Below are 21,261 nucleotides of genomic sequence, written 5' to 3'. Positions count from 1 at the left end.
AAGAAGACAAGAGAGACAGGAATGGACCGCGCTGACATCGATGTCGGAAGCTGAGAGGGTGCCGGTCGTTCCGAGCCGCGGGGAAAGCCGAGGGGCCCGGTTTGTCCGGCCGGGCGCATCCGGATGGAGCGGACGCGCCCGGCCGGACGGGTCAGCGCACGAGCACCGCGTCGCCGATCGGCCGCTCACCCGTGGCGTCCGACGGATGGTTCACGAGCTGTCCCCCGACGGCCATGGCGGTGGAGCCGCCGCCGTCGAGGTTGAGCGCGTCCACCGCGCCGAGGCTGCGCATGAGCTGCGCACCCTCCTCGATCGTCACGCCTTCGCTGACGCCGGGCTGACGGCCGTCGACGGTCACGAGCAGCAGGCGGCCCTGTGCGTCGAGCCCGGCCATCGTGCGCGGCTGGCGCTGCTCGGCCCAGGCGTACCCGAACGACAGGTCCTTCGGGTCGAGCACGCCTTCGGTGGCGGCGTCGATGGCCTGGCGGCCGTGGCGCAGCAGGACCGGCGCCGCGCTGACGATGCCGTCGCCCGCGCGGAGGTCGAGCGGCCGGCCCGACGCGGTGCGCACGTGCTCGTCGACGGTCAGCCTGCGGCCGGCCACAGCGTGGGCGGCGAGCCAGCCGGCGGCCGGACCGATGCCCTGCACCGCGGAACCGCCGGCGGGCACCGCGCCACCGCGCGCGCCCACGGTGAGCACGCGGCCGTTGCGATCGAGCGTGACCTGCGTGCCCGCGCCGGTCGGCAGGGCGGCGCCGAACTCGGCGGTGAAGAGCACGAGGTCGTCGGCGGTGGTGCAGGTGAAGTCCTGCCGCGGTTTCGTGGTCGGCGTCAGGCCGGGCCGGCCGCAGTCGCGCACGACACCGGGCTTGCGGTTCACGCCTCCGACCGCGTGGGCCGCCGCGCCGGAGCGCAGCGTCACCGTGGACGTCAGGTTCTCGATGGACACGTCGCCGCGGTGGCCGAGGACCAGCGCCGCGCGGGCGCCGGACGACTGCGACTCGAGGTGGCCGTCGTACGCGGCGAGCCCGGCCGGCACGCCCTGGAAGCCGTCGGCGTCGGCGGTCACGAAGAACCCGCCGTTGACGGCCACGAGCGCGCCCGTCTTCGCGGCGATCGACGACGTGGTCTCGCGCTGCGCCACCGTGCCGTCGTGGGTCGCCTCGATGCTGCCGCGGAACCGGCCGCGGTCGATCACGGCGACGTGCACGCGTTCGGCGTCGGGCGCCTGGTCGGCGTCGTAGCCGGTCCACTCCGCCACGGCACTGAACCCGGCCGCCTTGAGCGTGGCCGCGGCCGCGGTGGCCGCCGCCTGCGTCGGGTACGAGCCGGTACGCACGCGCACGCCCTCGACTCCGTGCGGGGTGTCGGAGAAGCCGGGCCAGCGCACGGTGTCCTGCCGCGCCGGATAGCCCGCCGCCGCCAGCTTGGCGGCGGTGTCGCGCGCCCAGGCCGCCGTGCCCAGCTCGGCGGTCGTCGCCGCGCCGGTGAGGACGTTCTTGGCCGGCGCGGTGATCGTGACCGTCCAGAACGGAGGGTGGGCCGTGCGGCTCAGCACCCCGGTGCGCACGGTGACGCCCGGCGCGACCGCGTCGGTGGTCCAGGTGTAGCCGGCGGGACCGGGCACCGAAGCGTCGGCGGCCGGCGTGAGAACCGCCGCCGCCCCTGCGACGACGACGGCTGCCGCGAACACGCGCCGAGCGCGTGACGAGGTGAACACTGTGGGTTTCTCCCTTGCCTCAAGCGGATCCGGGTGAGTCCACCCGGCGCGATCGACCCGGACCTGTCCGGCGGCTGGAGGCGCGGTGAACCTCTGCCGAACCGGATACGTACGTACTTTGTCCGTAGGACTTCCGATGTGCGGGCCGGGCCGGGCGGCGACTCTGGAAGAGCAAGAAGCACCACCGACACGGAGGTCCTCCCGATGGCGATCGACTCCCTTCGCCAGCCGTGCCCGGTCTGCTTCCGGTCCACCGTCCTCATCAGTCACTGGTGGGGCCGGCAGTGGACGCACGTGGGTACCTGGCGCCCCGGCTGCGAGCCGGCCGGGCGTGACCGGGAAGCGTTGCACTCCCCCGCACCGGACACCAGACCGCCCGCATCGGATCTGGCTGCCTGAAAGAAAAAGCGCCCCCCGCGGAAAGGAGGTCCTCACTCTCCCCCCGATCGAGTGAGCCGACCCGCTGGACCCCGTACCACGGAGCAACGACGTGGCGCGGGGTTCGGTGCTGCCCGGGTAAAACGGACCAACCTGACATCGGCCGCCACGAGACGTACTCTCACACCAACTCGTGGAGGTGGTCTCGATGGGGACGCTGCCCGCGGAGCTGACCAGCTTCATCGGCCGGCAGCGGGAACTGGTCGAGATCCGCAGGCTCCTCTCCGCGGGGCGCCTCGTCACGCTCACAGGAGCCGGCGGCGTCGGCAAGACCCGGCTCGCCGTGCGCGTCGCCGACCAGGTGGCGCACACGTTCCCCGACGACGTCTGGTTGATCGAGCTGGGCGACCTTCACGATCCCTCGCTGGTCGCCCAGACCGTCGGCGCGGCGTTCGGAATCCGCGACGCCGACGAGGACCCGCCGGGGCGGCTCGCCGACTACCTGCGCGACAAGAGCCCGTTGCTGGTGCTCGACAACTGCGAGCACCTCGCCGAAGCGTGCGCACGGCTCGCGCGCAACCTCCTCGCCGGCGCGCCGGACCTGCGGATCCTGGCCACCAGCCGGCATGTGCTCGGCATCGAGGGCGAACGGGTGTACTCCGTGGCACCGCTCGCCGTGCCCGAGGTCCACGACCTCGCCGACGCCATCGGGCTCGACGCGGTCACGCTGTTCACCGAACGCGCCACCGCCATCTCCAGCGGGTTCGCCCTCGACAGCGGCAACTGGGCCACCGTCGTCGAAGTGTGCCGCCGGCTCGACGGGCTGCCGCTGGCGATCGAACTGGCCGCCGTGTGGCTGCGCACCCTGGCGATCGACGAGCTGCTCGACCGGCTCGACGACACCTTCCAGCTGCTGAGCCCCAACCCGGTCGCGCCGCCGCGCCAGAAATCGCTGATGGGCACGATCGACTGGAGCTACCTGTTGTGCACGCCGCGTCAGCGGACGTTGTGGAGCCGCCTTTCGGTGTTCGCCGGCGGGTTCCACCTCGCCGCAGCCGAGGAGGTGTGCTCAGGCGATGGCATCGAGTCCGGCGACGTGCTCGGCCTCGTGGCGGCGCTCGTGGACAAGTCCCTCGTGCAGACCGGGGCCGACCGGGCGCCGACGCGCTTTCGCCTGTTGCAGACGATCCGCGAGTACGGCCGGCAGAAGCTGGCCGAAGAAGGGGACGAAGCCGCGCTGCGCGACCGGTACAGCGATTACTTCCACCGCCTGGCCGGGCGCGCACAGCAGGACTGGGACACGGCCGCGGACCAGGTCCAGGTCTACGCGACGGTGCTGCGCGACCACGCCAACCTGCGCAACGCGCTCGACCACGACCTGAGCACGCCCGGCCGGCACGCGGCCGGCCTCGACCTCGTGGTGACCCTGCACTTCTTCTGGCTGCAATGCGGGCACCTCACCGAAGGACGGCTGTGGCTCGCGCGGGCTCTGGGGGTGAACACCGAGCCGAGCCGCGACCGCGCGCGAGCGATGTGGATCAGCGCGTACGCCGCGTGCCTGATGGGCGAGCCCGCCGCCGCACTGCCGCTCATCCGCGAGGCCGAGGAGTGGGGCCGCAGCAACGGCGACGAGGTCGTGCTCGGGTACACGGAGATGCTGACTGCCGCGTGCCAGTTCCTCCAGGGTGATTTCGGTACTGCCACCGCGTCGTTCAGCGAGGCGAACGCCCGGTTCGCCGCGATCCCCGGCTACACCAGCATCAAGGCGCTGAGCCTGGGCACGGTCGCGCAGTCCGAAGCGTGGGGCGGTGACCCGGCGACGGCCGTGGCGGTCGCGGAGGACGGCCTGGCCGCGTGCGACTCGACCGGCGAGCTCCGGGCGCGCGCGCACCTGCTCTACTCGCGCTCGCTCGCGCAGTGGATGCTCGGCGAGCACGACGCAGCGGAAACGGGGCTGCTGCGCGGATTGCGCACGGCGCGCCTGTTCAACGACATCCTCAGCGCGGCGCTGTCCGTGGAACTGTTGTCGTGGATCGCCGCCTCGACCGGCCGGACCGAGCTCGCCGCCGAGCGCCTCGGGGTGGCGCACCGCGTGTGGCCGCTCGTCGGCGGCAAGCCGATGCTCGGGCTGCGCCGCATGCTCGACCAGCACGACACCTGCGAACGCGAAGTCCGGGAAGCCCTGGGTGATGCGCGCTTTCGCACGGCGTTCAAGCGCGGCGCCGAGGCGTCGACCGGGTTCGAGGCCGCGCTCGCCCACCTGCTCGGGGAAAACGTCGCCCCTCCCGCGCCGGTCGCGCCCGTCCGGGACACGTCGGAGCCGGAGCTCACGAGCCGCGAGTTCGAGGTGGCCGAGCTCGTCGCCGAGGGGCTGACGAACAAGGAGATCGCGCAACGGCTGGTGATCAGTCGCCGGACGGTGGAGTCCCATGTGGACCACATCCTCGGCAAGCTGGGCTTCAGCTCGCGCGGCCGGATCCCGGCGTGGCTCGCGCAACGGCGCGGCTGAGCTTCACCGCTCGGGCAGCCGGGACTCGATGCCGTCCAGGAGGGAGCTCAGACCGAGGTCGAACTGGATGTCGCGAGGCGGGCCTGCCAGGTTCGTGAGCCACGTGGTGAGCGTCGTGTTCAGCGTGCACTTCTCTACGGCGATCCGCAGGCATTTTCGTCCTTTATGGACGCTTCGCGCGCGATGATGGCCGCGTACGGGGGCCCAAACCGATCGTGGCGGGTGAGCACGGCAGGCCGGCACCGTTCGAATTCCCGGAGCTGGAACCCGTGATGCAGCAAGCGTTCCTGAGTGCGTTCGCCGAAGCGCCCGCCACGCAGAGCACCGGTGAGCTACAGGAGCGCGCCGCGATGCGGTCGCTGTACGCGCGGATGGCCGCGCTGCCCCCGCGGCTGCGGATGTTCCTCGATGGCTGCCCGCCCGAGCTCGACGCGCTGCGCGACCGGATCGGCTGCCGGCAGCTCGTGGTGCGGACGGTGCTGGCGCTCGCGTCGGTGATCCGGCGCACGGCGTACTGGAACCTCGCGCCGGAGGTGCCCGGGCCCGTCGACCCGCTGCAGCTGATGCACCTGCTGTTCGGGAAGCTGCCACTGCTGGGTTACCGCGGCCGGTCGCTGGAGGTGCGGCGGCCGACGGCGGACACGTTTTCGCTGGTCGCCGAGCAGTTCGCGGGCGCCGAGCGAGTGTCGCGAATGGACGCCGACGTGTCCGCCTACGCGTCGACGCCTTCGGTGCGCCCGTCCCCGTGCGTCTCGAAGGCGGCTCGGTGGGGCTCGACGTGTCGCGCAGGCCGGTGTTCGTCAGCGGGCGTGACGCGGGAACTACGATGCGCTGGTGGAACTGCGCCAGCTGCGGTACTTCGTCGCCGTCGCCGAGGAGATGAACTTCGGGCGGGCCGCGCAACGGCTGCACATCGCCGGACCGTCGCTCTCCCAGCAGATCAAGGCGCTCGAGCGCGACCTGGGCGTGCGGCTGTTCGACCGGGACCGCCGGTCGGTGGCGCTGACCGCGATCGGCGAGTCGCTGCTGCCGGGTGCCCGCGCGCTGCTCCAGCAGGCGGACGACCTTCGCCGCCACGCCACCGGGCTGTCGAGTACCGCGGCCGTGCGCCTCGGCTACGTGAACTGGCGGCCCGCCGACCTCGTCGAACGCACCGCCGGCGTCGCCCGCGTACAGGTCGATGCGTGGGTGCTGCCGTCGCACGCGCAGGCCGGGCGCGTCGCCGACGGGAGCATCGACCTGGCTATCTGCTGGGTGCAGACACCCGACCTCGCCGACCAGGACCTCGCCGCGCGGCTGCTCGGCGCCGACCATCTCTATGCCGTGTCCACCGGCACCGACACCTCGCCCGTGGCGGCGAAGGACCTGCTGGTGCTGGTCGACTCCGACACGCTCAGCTGGTCGTCGTGGAACCTCTACGCCGGCCAGTTCGCCCGCGACACCGGCGCCACCGTCGTGCAGACCGACGACGGCGGCATCACCGGCCCCGCGTTCTTCGAGCACGTCCGCCGCCTGCGCCGGCCCGTGGTCAACTCGCCGAAGGGCCAAACCACTCCCCTGCCGCCGGACCTGGTGCGCCGCCCCATCGTCTCCCCGACGCCGTGCTGGACCTGGTCGCTCGTCACCCGCCACGACGACACCCGCGCGTCCGTGCGCGCCGTCGTCGACGCGCTGACCGCGGACCTCGGCACCTTCGGCCTCGACGACTCCACCTGGCTGCCCGCGACCGACCCGTACTCCCGGCGCACCGCCGACCCGGTGTGAGCCGCGGCCTCCGACGGACGAGCGACCCGGTCGTGGCACCCGCGGGCCGGCGCGGGCGGCCGCCGGTCGGCGAGCCGCGCCGCATCGGCCTCTGGCGCGCCGACACCCGCGGAAGGCGTCACCTCAGCGGACTGGCTGCGCGCCCGTGGCGAAGCGGGCCGAAGCGGCGAGCAGAGCGTCCAGCGCGGCCCGGATGCCGCTGTGGTCCTCCTCGCCCGCGCGGCAGATTGCGACGATCGTGCGCGACAACGCCGGGCGGGTGCTCAGGATGCGCACCCCGGCCGGCGGGGTGCCGCGGGCGAGGCGCGGCACGAGCGCCGCGCCGGCATTGCCGGCGACCAGGGCCAGCTGGGTCGGATAGCCGCCGACGGTGCAGCTGATCTTCGGCTGCAGCTGTTGCGCCCGGAGGACGTGGACGAGCCATTCGTAGCAGCCCGAGCCGGCGGTCCAGGCGATCCACGGCACGTCGTCGACCTCGGCCAGGTCGACGGCGCGGCGGTGCGCGAGGCGGTGGGTGCCGGGAAGGGCGAGGTCGGCGACGTCGGAAAAGAGCGCGGTCGCGGTGACCGTCGGCGGGAGCACCGTGGGGCGGTCCGCCCAGCTCTCGACGACGGCGATGTCGAGGTCGCCCGCCACGACCTGGGGCAGGGTCTGCTCGGCCTCGCCCTCACGCAGGGTCACCTCGAGGCGCGGGTGCTGGGCGGCGAGCGTCGCGAGAGCCGGCGGCAGGAGGGCGTGGATCGTCGTCGGAATCGCGCCGAGGCGCAGCGGGCCCAGCACGTCCTCGTTCAGCAGCTCCAGATCCGACCGCGCCTGCGCGACCTGGGCCAGGATCCGGCCGGCGTGCCCGGCGAGCACCTGGCCCGCGCGGGTGAGCCGCACGCCGCGGCCGCGGGGTTCGAGCAGCGCCTGGCCGGCCTCGCGTTCCAGCTTCGCGAGCTGCTGCGACACCCCGGACGGCGTGACATGCAGCGACGCGGCTGCCGCGGCCACCGAGCCGTGCTGGGCGACCGCGTGCAGCGCGCGCATCCGATCCAGGCTGAACACGGTAGTGATGCTACCGAATTCCGCTCAGGAACATTCGCTTGTCCTTGACAGTTGCGCACCGCAGGCTTGAGGGGTGACCACGACCGAGCTCCCGTCCCGTCCTCCGGTGGCCGGGCCGATCACCGTTCTCACCGAACGGATCGACCCGCGCCTGCTCGCGGCAGCCGGCAGTCTCTGCATCGCGTTGTCGTCGGTGTTCATCAAGGTCTCGGGTACGAGCGGCTCCACGAGCTCGTTCTGGCGGTGCCTGCTCTCGATTCCCGTGCTGGCCGCGCTCGCGTTCTGGGAGTGGCGGCGCACGGGCGTGCGGCCGAAGATCCTGTTCCCGATGCTGGGCGGGATCGGTCTCGGCCTCGACTTCGTGCTGTGGGGCGAGTCGATCCCCCGCGTGGGCGCCGGGATCGCGACCGTGCTGCTCGGCGTGCAGGTCGTGATCGTGCCGCTGCTGGCGTTGCTGTTCCTCTCCGAACGCCCCGGCCGCCGCTTCCTGCTCACAGCACCGGCGCTGCTCGTCGGGATCGTGCTCAGCGGCGGGTTCCTCGGCAAGAGCGCCGTCGGCTCCAACCCGCTCAGCGGCGCGCTCCTCGCGCTGGCCGCGGGCGCCGGCTACTCGTGCTACCTGCTGTTCATCCGGCTCAGCAGCGGCCCGTCCACGCAGATCCGGTCACTGCTGCTGGCGACGCTCTCGGCCGGCGCCGTCGCCGTCGCGCTCGGCGTGCCCACCCACCGGCTCGACTTCACGCCGGGATGGCCTGCGTTCGGCTGGCTCGTGGCGCTCGCGCTCGTGGGCCAGGTCGTCGGCTGGCTGCTCATCGCCGCCGGGCTGCCACGGATGACGTCCGCGACGGGCTCGGTCCTGATGCTGCTGCAGCCGATCGGCGCCGTGGTCTACGGCATCGTGCTGCTCGGCGAGGAGCCGACGGTGCTGCAGCTGGCCGGCTGCGCCGTCGTCGTGCTGGCGGTGTGTTTCGCCGGCCGCGCGCCGCGGGAGGTCAGCCCTGCGGGAACGCCAGCCCCACCGACGCGAGGATCGCGCCCACGAGCTCGCGCGCCTCGTCGCGACGGAACTCGATGACGTCCGGCGCGCCCAGCAGTTCCTCTGCGAGCTGCTCCACCGGCCACGTCACCACGGTGCCGTGCCGCGCGAGCAGCACCCCGACGTCGCGGATCCGGTAGAGGTCGCCGACGTCGAGCCACGCGTAGAGCAGCAGCTGCCACAACCAGCGGCCGACGCGCTCCGGATCACGGACGCCGACCACGGTCTTCACGTCGAGCAGCGTCGCGGTGCCGTCGCCGATCCCGCCGGCCGGGTCGATCGCGCCCAGCAGCACGTCCCCGTCGGCCCAGCCGGGCACGATCGTGGGCCCGGCGATGCCGAGCTGCGCGCCGTCCGGTGGGTTCCCGCCCATCCGGCGCAGCTCCCACAGGGCACCGCGGTCGTGCAGCCGCTTGGCGATTTCCGCCAGCTCCGCGACCTGGCCGTCCGTCGCCAGCCGGCGCAGTGCGTCGACGCTCGCGCCGCCGCCGTCGACGACCCGCGCCAGCCGCTGGTCGATCCCGCCCGAGCGGTAGACGTCCTCGCACGCCGAGAGCACGAAGTTCGTCCGCGCCAGGCCGGCCTCCACGCCCGGCGCGCCCAGCGTTCCCGGTGGTGCGTACCGGTCCTGGTATGCGCGGGCGCGGTCGAAGAACTCCGCCCACGCCTCGGCGACGCCGGGCAGCGGCTCGGCCACCGCGCCGCCGAGCCGGTCGCCGAGATCCAGCCACGTCGTCGCGGCGGGACGCACGCCGAGCGCGCGGGCACGGAAGTCGGCCGGCAACCCGCGGTGCGTCGGGTACTCGGCAGCCTGCGCGTGCGCCCACTTCCCGGTGGCCCACTGCGCACCGACGAGCCCGAGCAGCGCGTAGTAGGGCGGCGCCGGCTGAACGAGATCGGCCACGCGCTGGCCGAACGCGCCCCCGACCTCGGCCCAGTGACGGCGCGGGACATCGCGGGCGGCCGGGCGGACCGGCCGCACGTCCTGCACCGCCGCCTCGACCCGGGCCGCCACGGCGGGCGTGCCGGTGAGCACCCGGGCGCACCAGGACGTGAGGACGCTCGCCGGGTCGGCCAGCTCCGAAGTCAGCGACACGCGGTCATCCCGCGAGTGCCTGGCCTTCGCGGAAGAACGCGAGGAGGTCGGGGACCTCCCGCACCGGGTGCGCGGCGCCGAACGGCGCGTTCCAGAACTCGCCCTCGCGCGGCTCGTGCGGGCCGACGTAGGCGTACGGCTCGGACAGGTACCCGTCGCCGGGCGAGACGCCGTAGTTGACCGCGCCGAGCGTGATCGCGACGTCGAAGTGTTCCGGCCACAGCACCGGGGTCTCGTCCGGCGCGAACTCCCGCAGCGCCCGGTCGCCCGCGACGAAGGCGGACAGCAGGATGGCCACCGCTTCGGCGTCGAGCTCGATCGTCTCGTCGGCGCGCACGGACGGTCCGTCGGAGTAGACGTCGGCGAGGCCGCTCGGCTCCACCCCGATCGACGCCGCCACCTCGCGGTAGGTCCGGCCGGGCAGCTCGACAGCCCCGGTCGGTGTCCGCAGCCGGGTTCCTTCCACCACCAGGTCGGGCTCGGCGATCGTCGCGAACCCCTCGCCCGCCACGCGCAGCTCGATGCGCTCGGACGTGCGGAACTGTGGTCCGGCCAGCAGCAGCTCGGCCACGCCGTGCAGGGATCGTCTGGTCGTCGTCATCGCCGTCATGCCCCGATCCTGCCCTTCACCTGCCCGGCGGGCGAACCGGACACCCAGTACAGTCGCCGCGTGATCAAGAAGGCAGTCTCCGCGGCGGTCGTACTCGCCGCAGTCCTCGGTCTCGTCGCCTGCACCAACCCCACCGGGAAGTCGTGGGCCATCAGCTACGAGGTCACCGGCAGCGGGACCACGAGCGGGATCACCTACTCGCAGTCGGTCGACCGCTACCAGGACGACTCGACGCAGCACCAGCTCACCGGCCCGCTCGGGCTGCCGTGGAAGCAGGACGTGATCATCAGCGCCGGCCGCGACGCCTCGGTCACCGCCACGCCGACCGGCAACGCCACGCTGACGTGCCGGATCCTGCTGGACAAGCAGAGGGAGCTCGCGAAGGCGACATCGCCGGCGCCCGGCAAGCCGGTGACGTGCAGCAAGACCACGGACAGCTGAGCCGGCGTCGCTGATCAGCGACGCCGGGACCGGTCCCGCCCGGGTGTGGTGGTCTTGGCCGGTTCCTGCCGACGTCCACCGGAAAGCGCCCCGCGGGGGTTTGCTCGGCGGACGTTCCCGAGAGGTGGTGCCCGCCGTGTCCGACCCGAGCCCCTTCGAGCCGCCGGCTCAGCAGTACCGGTACGACGACGAAGACATCCGCCACGCCATCTCCTCGGCGCGGTGGGCGATGGCCGCCCAGGCGACGCTCTACTTCGCGCTGTCGGTGCTCGTCTGGGTCCTCGTGACGAGCCTCGACGATACCGACGGCTTGGGTGGCGTCCTCGCGCTGGCCGCACTCGACGCCGCGCTGGCCGTGGCGGTCGTGGTCTGTGCGGTGCTGCTCGGCCGCCGCCGGCCCGCGGCGTGGTGGACGACGTTCGGCATCGAGCTCGGGTTCGGGCTGATCCTTCTGGTGGGCGGTATCGTCACCCTGCTCTCGGACGCAGGCGGCGGCGCCGCGCCGGTGGGCCTCTTCCTGTGGCTGCTCCTGGCGCAGGCCGTGCTGCGGCCACTGCAGCGGCCCGAGGTGAAGGCGGCGTTCGGGCTGCGCGTCAAGGACGCGGAATGGCAGCGGGCGGCGCGGCGGAAGCGGCGCTGAGGGGCGTCGGGAGCCTCGCCCGGAACCGCTTCAGCACAGGAACTTCGCGACGGTCTCGGTGAAGGCCGCCGCGTCGTCGATCCACGGGTAGTGGCTCGTACCGTGCTGGGTCACGGTGTGTGCGTCAGGGAAGAGCCCCGCGATGGCGGCGGCGACGCCGGGCGGGGTGATCCAGTCGAGCTCGCCCGCGAGCACGAGCACCGGGGCCGTGACCGCGGCCAGTTCGGCCCGCGTGCGTGGTGGATCAAAGGCGCCTTCGGCGCTGTAGCCGCGGGCGGCGCGGGCGTTGCGCTGGGCGGATTCGGTGGCGTGGTGGACTTTCGCGGTGTCGTCCCAGCGGCCGTAGTACAGCGGGGCGAGGGCGGCCCAGGCGGCGCTCGTGGCGCGGCCGGCGGCGATTTCTTCGTAGGCCGCCGCGACGGCCGCGTGCCAGGGTTCCGCGGCCCGGCGCGCGATCGACCCGCGGCGCTGGTCGGGTGTCTGTTCGAAGGCGACGGACCGGGCGCTCGGCGTGATCAGCGTGAGCCGGCCGATGCGCTCGGGCCGCGCGGCGGCGTACCGCATGGCCAGGCTCGCGCCCGCGGAGTGGCTGAGCAGGTCGAGCGTTTCGAGGCCGAGGTGCTCGCGCAGGGCCTCGACGTCGCCGACCTGACGGTCGCAGCGGTAGGTGTCCGGGTCTTCGGGCTCCGCGGACGCGCCCGTGCCGCGCAGGTCGAGCACGAGCAGGCTGCGGTACGCGGCCAGTCCCCCGAGGTCGCCGAGATAGGCCGCGGCGCGCATCGGGCCGCCCGGCAGGCAGACGACGGGTGTGCCGGAACCGAACACGCGGTAGGCGAGGGTGGTCCCGTCCGGCGCGGCGAAGGTCGGCATGCGCGGATCTTGGCACCGCCGGGTGAGCGACGGCAAATTCGGTGGTCGGGCCGGGGTTCGCGCCGTAGCGTGCGCGTCGGCATCGAGCACGCAGGAGCGGAACAGTGACCACGACCTACCACGGGGAAGCCGATGAGCGCTTCGGAGCCGTCGCCGACGCGTTCGCGCGGAACTTCGCCGAGTTCCCCGAACTGGGCGCCGCGGTCACGGTGTTCGTGGGCGGCCGCAAGGTCGTGGAACTGTGGGGCGGCGTCGCCGACGAGGCCACGGGACGCGCGTGGGAACGCGACACCGTGGTGCCGGTTTTCTCCTGTGCCAAGGCGATCGTGAGCCTGTGCGCGCATCTGCTGGCGCAGGAGGGGAAGCTGGACCTCGACGCGCCGGTCAGCCGGTACTGGCCCGAGTTCGCGGCGGAGGGCACAGAGGACATCACGCCGCGGATGGTGCTCGGGCACCGCGCGGGGCTGCCGGTGCTCGACAAGACCGTGCCGTTCGAGGAGATCGCGCGATGGACTCCGGTGATCCGCGCGATCGAGGAGCAGAAACCGTTGTGGGAGCCGGGAACCACGTACGCCTACCACGGTCACGTGTTCGGGTTCCTGCTCGGCGAGCTCGTGCGGCGGCTCACCGGGCTGACGCCGGGCGCGTACTTCCGTTCGGCGGTCGGCGAGCCGTTCGGGCTGCGCACGTGGCTCGGGTTGCCCGCGGCCGAGATGGCCGCGCGCGCCCGGCTGGTGGAAGCCGAGGGCCGTGCGCCCATGCCGCCGCCCGAGCACATCCTCACCCGGATCGTCACGATGAACGGCGCGCTAGCGTTCCCGGGCCTCGGCGAACCGCACGGCTGGAACGACCCGGCGCTGCTGGGCATGGAGCTCCCGGGCGCGGGGGCGACCGCCTCGGCGAGCGGGCTCGCCGGCCTGTACGCGGCCGCGGTCACCGGCCTCAACGGTCGGCCCCGGCTGCTGTCCCCGGCGACCGTGACCGACGCCATCCGCGAAGTCTCCTCCGGCCCGGACTGGTTCGGCTTCGACGCGGGCGCCCGCTGGGGCTCCGGCTTCCTGCTCGACTCGGCGTTTCGCCCGATGCTCGGCCCGCGCAGCTTCGGCAACGACGGCGCCGGCGGCCAATTCTCCTTCGCCGACGACGAGCACACCGTGGGCTTCGCCTACGTCGCCAACCGCATGATCGGCCACGGCGACGCGCGGGCCACCAACCTGGTCACCGCGCTGCGCGAGTGCTTGGCGTGACTGGGTTTCGCGGCTGACCGTCCACATCGGACACTGCCGATGGCCGGCGTGGCCTTGCTCAGAGCGAGTCGCAGGTCGCCGAATGCGGCAGGGTCAGCGCGGACCGGGCAAAGCACCCGTCGCCGCGAATTCGAGGCGCTTGGCGACCGAGACAGTCTGGTCGGCGAAGCGTTCGTAGAAGCGGGTGAGCAGCGTGGCGGCGACGGCGGTGCGCTGGCCGTGCGTCCAATTCGCGGAGGTGATGGTGGCGAGCACGCGGGCGTGGAGGGCGTCGACGGTTTCGTCGGAGCGGCTGAGCTCCGCATAGCCGCCCTCGACGCCGCCGCCGCGGATGAACTGGGTGAGGCGGTCAGCCATGCGAGCGGTGACGTCGCCCAGTTCGGCGAAGACGGGCTCCAGATCGGCGGGCACGGTGCGCTCCGGGTGGCTGCGCCGGGCGGTGCTGGCGATGTGGGCGGCCAGGTCGCCCATCCGCTCGATCTTCTCGGCGCAGTACACCACCGCGAGCACGCCACGCAGGTCGCCGGCGACCGGGGCTTGCAGGGCGAGCAGCGAGTACGCCTCTTCCTCGCACTCCGCGCGCTGGCCGTCGAGGTCGGAGTCGGCGCCGATCACCTGCTCGGCGAGCGCGAGGTCCGCGGTCAGCAACGCGCGGGTCGCGGACCGCATCGCCGCGGCCGCGGCGTCACCCATTCCGGCGAGCCGTTCGTCGAGCCGGTCGAGGTCGTCCTTGAAACCTTCGCGCATGAAGCGCGACTCTACCGAGGTCCCGCAGACCTCGCTGTGTCGGCCAGTCCCTCGACGTGCTCGAGGTCCACGGGCTCGGACGTGTGACCGCCCTCGTGGCCGCCGGGCACGCGGCACACCGCGCCGTCTTCGGCGAGCGCGCCGCACTCCGCACGGGCCTCCAGCACGCGCCGGCCCGGCCACCAGCGCAACCACCACTTCGGGCCGCCGGGCCCGGCACCGCGGACGCCCGCGACGTGCTCGTGGCCGTGTCCTGCTTCGAGCTCGCAGTACAACGACGAGGACGCCCCGCGGACCGCAACGCTCCGCAGGACCGATCGTTCCCGCCCGGACAGCTCCAGTGGCTCCAGGCACAGCGCGCGATCCGCCATGACCGTAGAGCGTAGGCGCATTCGCCCGCGCCCACTTCCCGACCCTGGTCCACCGGCGCGTCGTACCTGGTCACAGGCCGGGAAACCCTTGCGCTGAACCGAATTCCACTGGCGTCCGTGATGGGCGGTGAGCCGGGCGGATGATCCGGCACCTCGAGAAAGGGTTCGTGTCCCATGCGCGTCACCACCGTGGCCACCGTCGTCTCCTTCGCCGCGCTCGCCGTGTCCCTCACCGCGTGCAGCGGCTCGACGAGTGGGTCGGCCTCGCCCGACCCGCTCGTCGCCCGCAACGCCACGGCGTCGGCCACCGCGCCCGCCACGGTTCCGGCCCCGCCGCGGGCCCCGTCGACATCTGCGAAACCGCCTGTTCAGAAGGCCATTTCGGCCGAGACGTTCCACGCGGAGCTCACCCTGCAGCCCGACCAGAACGTCGCCCTCCTGACGCTCGAGAACCGCGGCAAGACCACCGTGACGCTCAACGGCTGGCCGAAGCTGCGGTTCCTCGGCGCCGACGGCTCACCGCTCGGCTTCCCGATCCACGACGTCGAGATCCCGGGCGCGGCCACCCCCGTCACGCTCAAGCCCGGCACGACCGCGTTCGCCGGCGTGAAGTGGACGCTCGGCGACAAGGCCGACTCCGACGCGTTCGTGGCGAGCAACTTCGAGGCGACGCCGCCCGGCGCCACGGGTACCACGAACATCGACCTCATCGGTCTCGACGGGCAAACCGTTCAGGTGCCCCAGTTCCCGATCAAGTCCGTGGAGGTCGGCACACTGCAGCCCGCCGCGCAGGGCGTGCTCGTCTTCTGAGTCCGCAAAGGACGTTCAACCGGGCGACGCCACGAGCAGCTCCAGCGCCGTGCCCACCGACGCCAGCGAAGCGTCGTCGCGCGAAGCCAGTGCGACGACAAAAGCCCCTTGCAGCAACGCGAGCACGGCGTCGGCGAGCAGCTCGGCCGGCTGGTCCGCCCGCACGTCACCACGCCGTTGCCCTCGGCGCAGCAGCTCGGCGATCCGTCCTTTCCAGACACCCAGGTCCTCGGCCAGCTGTGCGCGGAACGCGTCGTGTTCCGCGCACAGCTCCGTGGCGAGCTTGCCCGCCAGACAGGCGTCCCGGTGCCCGGACGCGATGAACCGCTCGGCCATCGCCCGGAAGTATCCCGACAGCACAGCAGGGGTGGTCAGGTCCGCGCGGCCGCCCCACTCGCCGAGCTGGTCGAGCTGGAACTGCACGTATCTCGCGAGCACCTGCTTCGCGAAGCCTTCCTTCGAGCCGAAGTGGTGGTAAAACGAGCCCTTCGGCACACCGGCGCCCTCGAGGATCGCGTCGATCGTGGTGCCGTGGAAACCGTGGACGTAGAGCCGGCGCATGCCCTCGCGCAGCAGCTTCTCCCGGTGCGGGATCGTCGTCGACGCAGTCATCTGCACCTTTCCGCATCGGCCGGACTCGGGCCACGCGGAGCGTAGCGCCGGGCGCCGGGCCGGTCCAGCCGGCGCCGCGGGACTACGTGCGCAACCCCGCGACCAGCAGCGCCACCAGGCGGCGCGCGTCGTAGCAGTGGTCGTTCTCCGCGCCGATGCACAGGTTGCCGACGCCGCGCATCAGCTCGTAGGCCTCGACGTCGCCGCGGATCTCCCCGGCCTCGGCCGCCGCGGTGAGCAGTTGCGCGCACACCGGCACCAGGCGGTCGAGGAACAACGAGTGCAGCGCCTCGAACCCGGCCTGGTCGGACTGCATCGCACCGGCCAGCCCGTGCTTGGTGACGAGGAAGTCGACGAACAGCTCGATCCAGCGCCCCAGCGCGGCGTGCGGCGTCGGGCTGCTCTCGAGCAGCTCCGGCCCGGCCTCCGCGCACGCCTCGATCTGGTGCCGGTACACGGCGACGATCAGCTCCGCCCGCGTCGGGAAGTGGCGGTAGATCGTGCCCATCCCGACCCCGGCCTTCGCCGCGATGTCGCGCACCGGCGCGTCGACCCCGGACTCGACGAACACCGCCGCCGCCGCGGCCAGCAGCGACTCCTCGTTGCGCCGCGCGTCCGCCCGCTTCGTCCGCGCGACGGGCTCCTCGTTCACCACAGCTCTCCTCATCGACCTGAACGGAACAGTGTTCCGCCTGTCCATGATGCCACGCGACCGCCGGCAGCCGGCTCAGTGCGGCCGCGGCGCGGCCTGGAGGCTCCCCGCCGGCAGCCGGTCGACGCCCCAGCTACGTTCGACATACCCCACGATCCGCTCGACGTCCTCGGCCGGCACCTTCTCCGGCTCGCCGTGTTCGAGCGGGTCGACGTGGAAGATGTAGAGCCGCGACGCGAACTGGCCGAACGGCAGCGACGCCTCGCCGAAGCGTTCGCCGTTGCCTGCGGTGGAGACGACCACGCCGTCGCCCCAGTCCTGGCCGCTGTCGTTGTTGGGGTTGAAGAAATACACGCGCATCACGTCGTGCGGGTCGGGCGCGACGCGCAAGATCGTGATCGCGTGCCAGCCGACGTAGCGGGCCGCGCTGTCGGTGACGGCGACGCCGGCCGGCTGCGGGTGGATCAGCGGCTGGTCACCGTTGTAGGCCGGGTGGTAGCTGGCGTGGAAGGCGCGCAGGAACTCGTCGAGGTCGATGAGGTTCCCGGTGGCGACGTCGACGTTGATGCGGAAGCCGCGGAACGCCCACCAGCCGTGGAACTCGGGGTTGACCCAGCGGTGCGGGTCGCCCGGCCGGTCGGCGCAGCGCCGGCCCATCTCGGCGTAGATGCGGTCGAGGTGGGGCACCACGAGCAGCGACACCGGGTCGAGGTCCACCGGCAGCGTGCGCGCGACGCCGCCCTCGCTCTCGCGCGACGAGATCGGCTGGCCCTCGAAGTGCATGGTGACCTCGTCGTCGCGGGCCGCCCAGACCACCATCTGCAGCAGGTAGTCCGGGTCGTTTCCCGCCCACATCGACAGCGCGCGAGCCGACTGGCAGGTCGGGTTGTCCCCCTGCCCGACGCCCAGCGGCAGGCCGAGCATCGAGAGCACGCCGGCGGTCAGGCGCGCCTTCGCGTCGGGCGCGGGGCCGAACACGGCCGTGAGCCGCTCGCGCGCGGCCGGGCCGAGAGTCAGTGACAGCTGGCGCCACAACGCGGGCACCACGGGCGGCTCGTGCAGGATGCCGCGGTCTAGCAGCAGCGCGAGGCCGTAGACGCACTGGGCGGTCTCCGGGTGCACGGCCTCTTCGATGAGCTGGTGCACGAGGTCGCGGTAGCGCAGCAGGCAGTTGCGGCCGGTGTCGGACAGCCCGAGCGCCTCCGCGACGAGGTAGTCGCCCTCGTTGCGCACGAACCGCAGCAGCTGGGCGTGGTACGGCGAAACCAGCCCGGTGTCGTGCATCGCCCGGGCGAAGCCGGACGCCTCGTACTGCAGGCCGCCGGCGTCCATCGCCTCGAGCCGCGAGCGGAAGATGTCGAAGCCCGGGTCCTCCCGGCACGCCTCGGTGGTGCCGAACAGGCTCGTGATGAGCCGGTCGAGCCCCTGCCCGGAGTTCGGACCCAGGTCGACCTCGGGGTCGCCCCGGTAGACGGAGATCCGCGTGATCAGCGACTGCACCTGTTCGACCTGGATCGGGCGCTGGCGCAGGATCCGCCAGATCTCCTCGACGAGCTTGTCGAGCACGCTCGCGTAGCCGATCCCGTCGGCGAGGTGGCGGAACAGCTCGCGGATGAGCTGCGCGGTGCGGCCCTCGTGTGCCCGCTCGGCCTCGGTGGGCGGGGTGAACAGCAGCTCCAGGTTCATCGCGAGCACCTGGGAGAGGAACCCACGGGCGTCCTCGGCGGACAGCGTCGGGTGGGTGTACTCCCCCAGCGCGACGGCGAGCATGCGCAGCTCGCTCGCCGCCTCGATCACGACAGTGTCCGCTTCCCCGCTGTGCAGCCCTGGGCCGACCAGCGCCGGCAGCAGGATCTCCGGCGAGGCCCAGTCGGTGCCCAGGTACAGCCCGGCTTCGTCCAGCGCTTGCGCGCGGGCCTGCACGGCGGCGGCCCCGCCGGGCTGCAGCAGCACGCGCCGCAGGGCCTCCAGCACCCGCCGCAGCTTCGCGTGCTTCCCGAATTCGCGCGTCTCGGCCATGGCCTGGACGGCGTCGTCGAGCGAAGCCACCCGTTTGGCGAGGGTGGTCCCACCCGTGGCGTCGGCGTTCGGATTCACTGGTGTTACCCCGGTCGGCTCTCCCGTCTGGTTCTCAGACGTAGAAGTCGAGCTCTTCCTGCTTCTTCAGCGTTTCGCGCATCCGGTAGGCGTCGTCACCGAAGAAGTACAGCAGTCCCCAGTGGGTGCCGAAGGCGGTCCGCTTGGTCACCGTCTCCTCCAGCGGCGCCGACAGGTCGTGGGACTCGTAGTAGTCGTCGTCCTCGGTCTCTTCCGGGATCCGCAGGTCGCTGACTACCCGCCGCCGAGGGTAGACCCCGAAGCACCCGGCGACGCCGGACGCGTCGACGACCTCGCGCGGAAAGAACGCGTCGATCTCCTCCTCCGTCGTCTTCGGGTCGAACGCGAGCGCCAGCGCCTGGTAGGCGTTGAAGCCGTAGGCGCGTTCGAGCAGCTCGAAAACCTTGAAGCCCGGCGGGCGGTAGGCGACCTCGCCGAAGTACATCTCGCCGTCGCTGGTCACGAAGTACTCGGGGTGCACGAACCCGAACTCGATGTCGAAGGTCTTCACGAGCTTCTCGATCTGCTCGGTGATCTGCGGCCGGTAGCGCTCCAGCTCCGGTGTCGCGGGCACGAACACCGAGTACCCGAGCGTGACGTACTCGGAGATGTTGAGGAACTTGATCTTCCCGCCGTGGATCCACGCCTCGACGGCGAACTCCCAGCCGTCGAGGTGGGATTCCATGAGGACGGGGAACTCCTCCTCCGGGATCATGTCGATCTCGTCGGGGGTGCGGATCACGCGGTGGCCGAGGCAGCCGGCCTTGTCGAACGCCTTGAGGTGGATCGGGTCGTTGGGGTCGCCGTCGAGCTTGAGCAGCGTCTGGTTGACGCGCTTGAGGAAGCGCACCACGTCTTCACGCGCGTGGGCCTCCTCGAAGATGCCGACGCGGATCCCGCCCAGCTGCGCGCGGCGCTTCATCAAAGCCTTGTCCCGCAACAACATCGCCTGACCGAACAGGCGCGGGTTGTCCATCAGCACGGAGTTGATCGCGCCGGCCCACTCCACCGTCTCCTCGAACAGCGGGATGGCGACGTCGACCCCTTCCTGCTTCAGGGTTTCGGCGATCTCCATCGAGCGGTCGTTGAGTCTCTCGAAGTTCCACGGCAGGTAAGGGATGTCGTGCTCGGCGCAGTACTCCTCCGCCCAGTCGGGCGCGACCACCACGTAGCGGCGGTCGAAGCGGTCGAGCGCCTCGACCGCGTTGAGACTCCAGCCGAGCACGGCCAGGTATCCTTTGTCGGGATTCTTGGTGACCGGTGCGGGCTGGGCCATGGGACCGCTCCTTTGTTCGGCGCGTACGTGGGGTAGGACGGGGTCTGTACCTCCACGGTCCCAGATGTCCGCTACCCCCGCCGATCGAGCGGGCCGCGTGTCCTTTGTGGATGATGTCGGTCCGACCGTCCGATGAGATCCAGGTCACGTCCGGTCCGCTCGCCGCGCCACCCGTTCGGGTGCCTGCCATCCTGTGCGCTCAAGAACGCGCGGTTCGCGCCGGAGCTCGACGCCGCACCGCGGCCGGGAGGACAGTCATGGGAATCATCAGCTGGATCGTGCTGGGCCTGATCGCGGGCCTGATCGCGAAGGCGCTCATGCCGGGCAAGGACCCCGGCGGCTGCATCATCACGATCCTGCTCGGCATCGGCGGCGCGTTCGTGGGCGGCTGGGTCGGCAAGACGATCTTCCACGTGCAGCTCGGTACGTTCTTCGACCTGCGCACGTGGGGCCTGGCCATCCTCGGCGCGCTGATCATCCTCGTCGCCTACCGGATGATCTTCCACCGCAGCCGGGACTGACCGGCGGCGGGGCGGCTCCGTTATCTCGAGTTGTTTCGAGAGCCGCCCCGCCGGTGTGTCACTTCACGCGTTCCAGCAGCGCGAACAGGTTCTCCCAGTGCCGCTTCTCGCCGGCCTCGTCGTAGGCCGCCGTGTCGGTCATGGTGTACCCGTGAGTCGCGCCCTCGTAGACCTCCGAGCGGTAGGTGACCCCGGCCTCGTCGAGCGCGGCCTCCAGCGTCTTGATCTGCTCGGCCGACATCGAGTGGTCCTGGTCGGCGTGCCCGAAGTACACCTCGCCGGTGATCGAGCCGACGCCCAGGTGCGCGCTGTCGGGCCCGTCCGTGACCACCCCGCCCGCGTGGAACGCCGCGATCGCCTTGACCCGCTCGGGGAACGCCTCGATCACGCGCAGCGCGTTCGTGCCGCCCATGCAGTAGCCCGTGATCACGACCGGCCCCTGGGCGACACCTTCCTGCGCCGCGAAGAAGTCGAGGTACTTCTCCGCGTCACGCTGGATCGCGTTGTCCGTGCCGAGGCCCTGGATCAGCGGCATGATCTTGCCGAAGATCTCGCCCCGCTTGTCCGGATCGGTCAGCCCCGAGAGGTCGATCTGCGACGACCCGCCGCGGTAGAGCAGGTTCGGGGCGAGCACGGCGTAACCCGCCTCCGCGATGCGGTCCGCCATCTCCTCGATCCGCGGCCGCAACCCGAACGCGTCCATGAACAGCAGCACCCCGGGGTGCGGACCGCCATCGGGAACGACCAGGTACGAGTCGGCGACCCCGTCTGCGGCCGGGACGTCCACCTTCTCCTTGCGCATGACACTCCTGTCGAT

The 21,261-nt window shown here is 72.1% G+C and carries 20 protein-coding genes; 8 read left to right on the top strand and 12 right to left on the bottom strand.

The features are described 5' to 3' along the window. Nucleotides 1-151: 151 nt before the first annotated feature. Nucleotides 152-1,720: a phosphodiester glycosidase family protein gene (locus QRX50_RS31050; RefSeq protein ID WP_285966666.1), complete on the bottom strand. Its 1,569-nt coding sequence runs from the start codon at nt 1,718-1,720 to the stop codon at nt 152-154. 586 nt (nt 1,721-2,306) lie between these two features. Here QRX50_RS31050 and QRX50_RS31045 point away from each other — a divergent pair. Further along, nucleotides 2,307-4,607, top strand: coding sequence for an ATP-binding protein (locus QRX50_RS31045; protein ID WP_285966665.1), 2,301 nt, complete (start codon nt 2,307-2,309; stop codon nt 4,605-4,607). Between the two features lie 834 nt (nt 4,608-5,441). Beyond that, the gene (locus tag QRX50_RS31040; RefSeq protein ID WP_285966664.1) at nt 5,442-6,371 is read left to right on the top strand and encodes a LysR family transcriptional regulator; all 930 of its coding nucleotides are present in this window, start codon (nt 5,442-5,444) and stop codon (nt 6,369-6,371) included. A 123-nt stretch (nt 6,372-6,494) separates the two neighbouring features. Here QRX50_RS31040 and QRX50_RS31035 read toward each other — a convergent pair whose 3' ends face one another. Next, nucleotides 6,495-7,418, bottom strand: a complete 924-nt coding sequence (locus QRX50_RS31035; protein WP_285966663.1) for a LysR family transcriptional regulator — start codon at nt 7,416-7,418, stop codon at nt 6,495-6,497. Between the two features lie 73 nt (nt 7,419-7,491). On the opposite strand from QRX50_RS31035, the gene QRX50_RS31030 reads away from it, so the two are divergent. Continuing rightward, complete coding sequence (locus tag QRX50_RS31030) at nt 7,492-8,493, top strand: DMT family transporter (protein ID WP_285966662.1); 1,002 nt, start codon at nt 7,492-7,494, stop codon at nt 8,491-8,493. On the opposite strand, the gene QRX50_RS31025 is transcribed toward QRX50_RS31030, so the two are convergent. Beyond that, nucleotides 8,411-9,550, bottom strand: coding sequence for a hypothetical protein (locus QRX50_RS31025; protein WP_285966661.1), 1,140 nt, complete (start codon nt 9,548-9,550; stop codon nt 8,411-8,413). The genes QRX50_RS31030 and QRX50_RS31025 overlap by 83 nt on opposite strands. Nucleotides 9,551-9,554: 4 nt before the next feature. Next, nucleotides 9,555-10,160 (bottom strand): hypothetical protein, encoded by a 606-nt coding sequence (locus QRX50_RS31020; RefSeq protein ID WP_285966660.1) that lies wholly within the window; start codon nt 10,158-10,160, stop codon nt 9,555-9,557. Nucleotides 10,161-10,220: 60 nt separating this feature from the next. Between QRX50_RS31020 and QRX50_RS31015 the strand changes: the two genes are divergently transcribed. Continuing rightward, nucleotides 10,221-10,601 (top strand): hypothetical protein, encoded by a 381-nt coding sequence (locus tag QRX50_RS31015; protein WP_285966659.1) that lies wholly within the window; start codon nt 10,221-10,223, stop codon nt 10,599-10,601. A gap of 136 nt (nt 10,602-10,737) precedes the next feature. Continuing rightward, entirely contained in the window at nt 10,738-11,241 is a 504-nt protein-coding gene (locus tag QRX50_RS31010) for a hypothetical protein (RefSeq protein WP_285966658.1), read from the top strand. A 30-nt stretch (nt 11,242-11,271) separates the two neighbouring features. Here QRX50_RS31010 and QRX50_RS31005 read toward each other — a convergent pair whose 3' ends face one another. Next, entirely contained in the window at nt 11,272-12,111 is an 840-nt protein-coding gene (locus QRX50_RS31005; protein WP_285966657.1) for an alpha/beta fold hydrolase, read from the bottom strand. Between the two features lie 104 nt (nt 12,112-12,215). Between QRX50_RS31005 and QRX50_RS31000 the strand changes: the two genes are divergently transcribed. Further along, nucleotides 12,216-13,358 carry a serine hydrolase domain-containing protein gene (locus QRX50_RS31000; protein ID WP_285966656.1) on the top strand — a complete coding sequence of 381 codons (1,143 nt, stop codon included), beginning with the start codon at nt 12,216-12,218 and terminating at the stop codon, nt 13,356-13,358. A gap of 93 nt (nt 13,359-13,451) precedes the next feature. Here the strand turns inward: QRX50_RS31000 and QRX50_RS30995 are convergent, their stop codons facing one another. Together QRX50_RS30995 and QRX50_RS30990 are read right to left on the bottom strand one after the other, a co-directional pair. After that, entirely contained in the window at nt 13,452-14,105 is a 654-nt protein-coding gene (locus QRX50_RS30995; RefSeq protein ID WP_285966655.1) for a phosphate signaling complex PhoU family protein, read from the bottom strand. An 11-nt stretch (nt 14,106-14,116) separates the two neighbouring features. Further along, on the bottom strand, nt 14,117-14,476 hold the full coding sequence (locus QRX50_RS30990) for a hypothetical protein (protein WP_285966654.1): 360 nt from the start codon (nt 14,474-14,476) through the stop codon (nt 14,117-14,119). Between the two features lie 174 nt (nt 14,477-14,650). On the opposite strand from QRX50_RS30990, the gene QRX50_RS30985 reads away from it, so the two are divergent. Then, entirely contained in the window at nt 14,651-15,286 is a 636-nt protein-coding gene (locus QRX50_RS30985; protein ID WP_285966653.1) for a DUF4232 domain-containing protein, read from the top strand. A gap of 15 nt (nt 15,287-15,301) precedes the next feature. Here the strand turns inward: QRX50_RS30985 and QRX50_RS30980 are convergent, their stop codons facing one another. The 4 genes from QRX50_RS30980 to QRX50_RS30965 all read right to left on the bottom strand — a co-directional run bounded on the left by QRX50_RS30980 (nt 15,302) and on the right by QRX50_RS30965 (nt 19,923). Next, a complete protein-coding gene (locus QRX50_RS30980) occupies nt 15,302-15,898 on the bottom strand; it encodes a TetR/AcrR family transcriptional regulator (protein ID WP_285966652.1) in 597 nt (198 codons plus the stop codon). Nucleotides 15,899-15,980: 82 nt separating this feature from the next. Beyond that, on the bottom strand, nt 15,981-16,550 hold the full coding sequence (locus tag QRX50_RS30975; protein WP_285966651.1) for a TetR/AcrR family transcriptional regulator: 570 nt from the start codon (nt 16,548-16,550) through the stop codon (nt 15,981-15,983). Nucleotides 16,551-16,625: 75 nt separating this feature from the next. Next, on the bottom strand, nt 16,626-18,647 hold the full coding sequence (locus tag QRX50_RS30970) for a hypothetical protein (RefSeq protein WP_285966650.1): 2,022 nt from the start codon (nt 18,645-18,647) through the stop codon (nt 16,626-16,628). A gap of 34 nt (nt 18,648-18,681) precedes the next feature. Beyond that, complete coding sequence (locus QRX50_RS30965) at nt 18,682-19,923, bottom strand: ATP-grasp domain-containing protein (protein ID WP_285966649.1); 1,242 nt, start codon at nt 19,921-19,923, stop codon at nt 18,682-18,684. A gap of 257 nt (nt 19,924-20,180) precedes the next feature. On the opposite strand from QRX50_RS30965, the gene QRX50_RS30960 reads away from it, so the two are divergent. Then, nucleotides 20,181-20,444, top strand: a complete 264-nt coding sequence (locus tag QRX50_RS30960) for a GlsB/YeaQ/YmgE family stress response membrane protein (RefSeq protein ID WP_285966648.1) — start codon at nt 20,181-20,183, stop codon at nt 20,442-20,444. Between the two features lie 58 nt (nt 20,445-20,502). Here the strand turns inward: QRX50_RS30960 and QRX50_RS30955 are convergent, their stop codons facing one another. Then, complete coding sequence (locus QRX50_RS30955) at nt 20,503-21,246, bottom strand: dienelactone hydrolase family protein (RefSeq protein WP_285966647.1); 744 nt, start codon at nt 21,244-21,246, stop codon at nt 20,503-20,505. Nucleotides 21,247-21,261: the final 15 nt, after the last annotated feature.

The organism is Amycolatopsis sp. 2-15 (genome assembly GCF_030285625.1).
Classification (GTDB): Bacteria; Actinomycetota; Actinomycetes; order Mycobacteriales; family Pseudonocardiaceae; genus Amycolatopsis; species Amycolatopsis carbonis.
The sequence above is the reverse complement of the archived record's forward strand: the minus strand, read 5'-3'. Positions and strand labels throughout refer to the sequence as shown.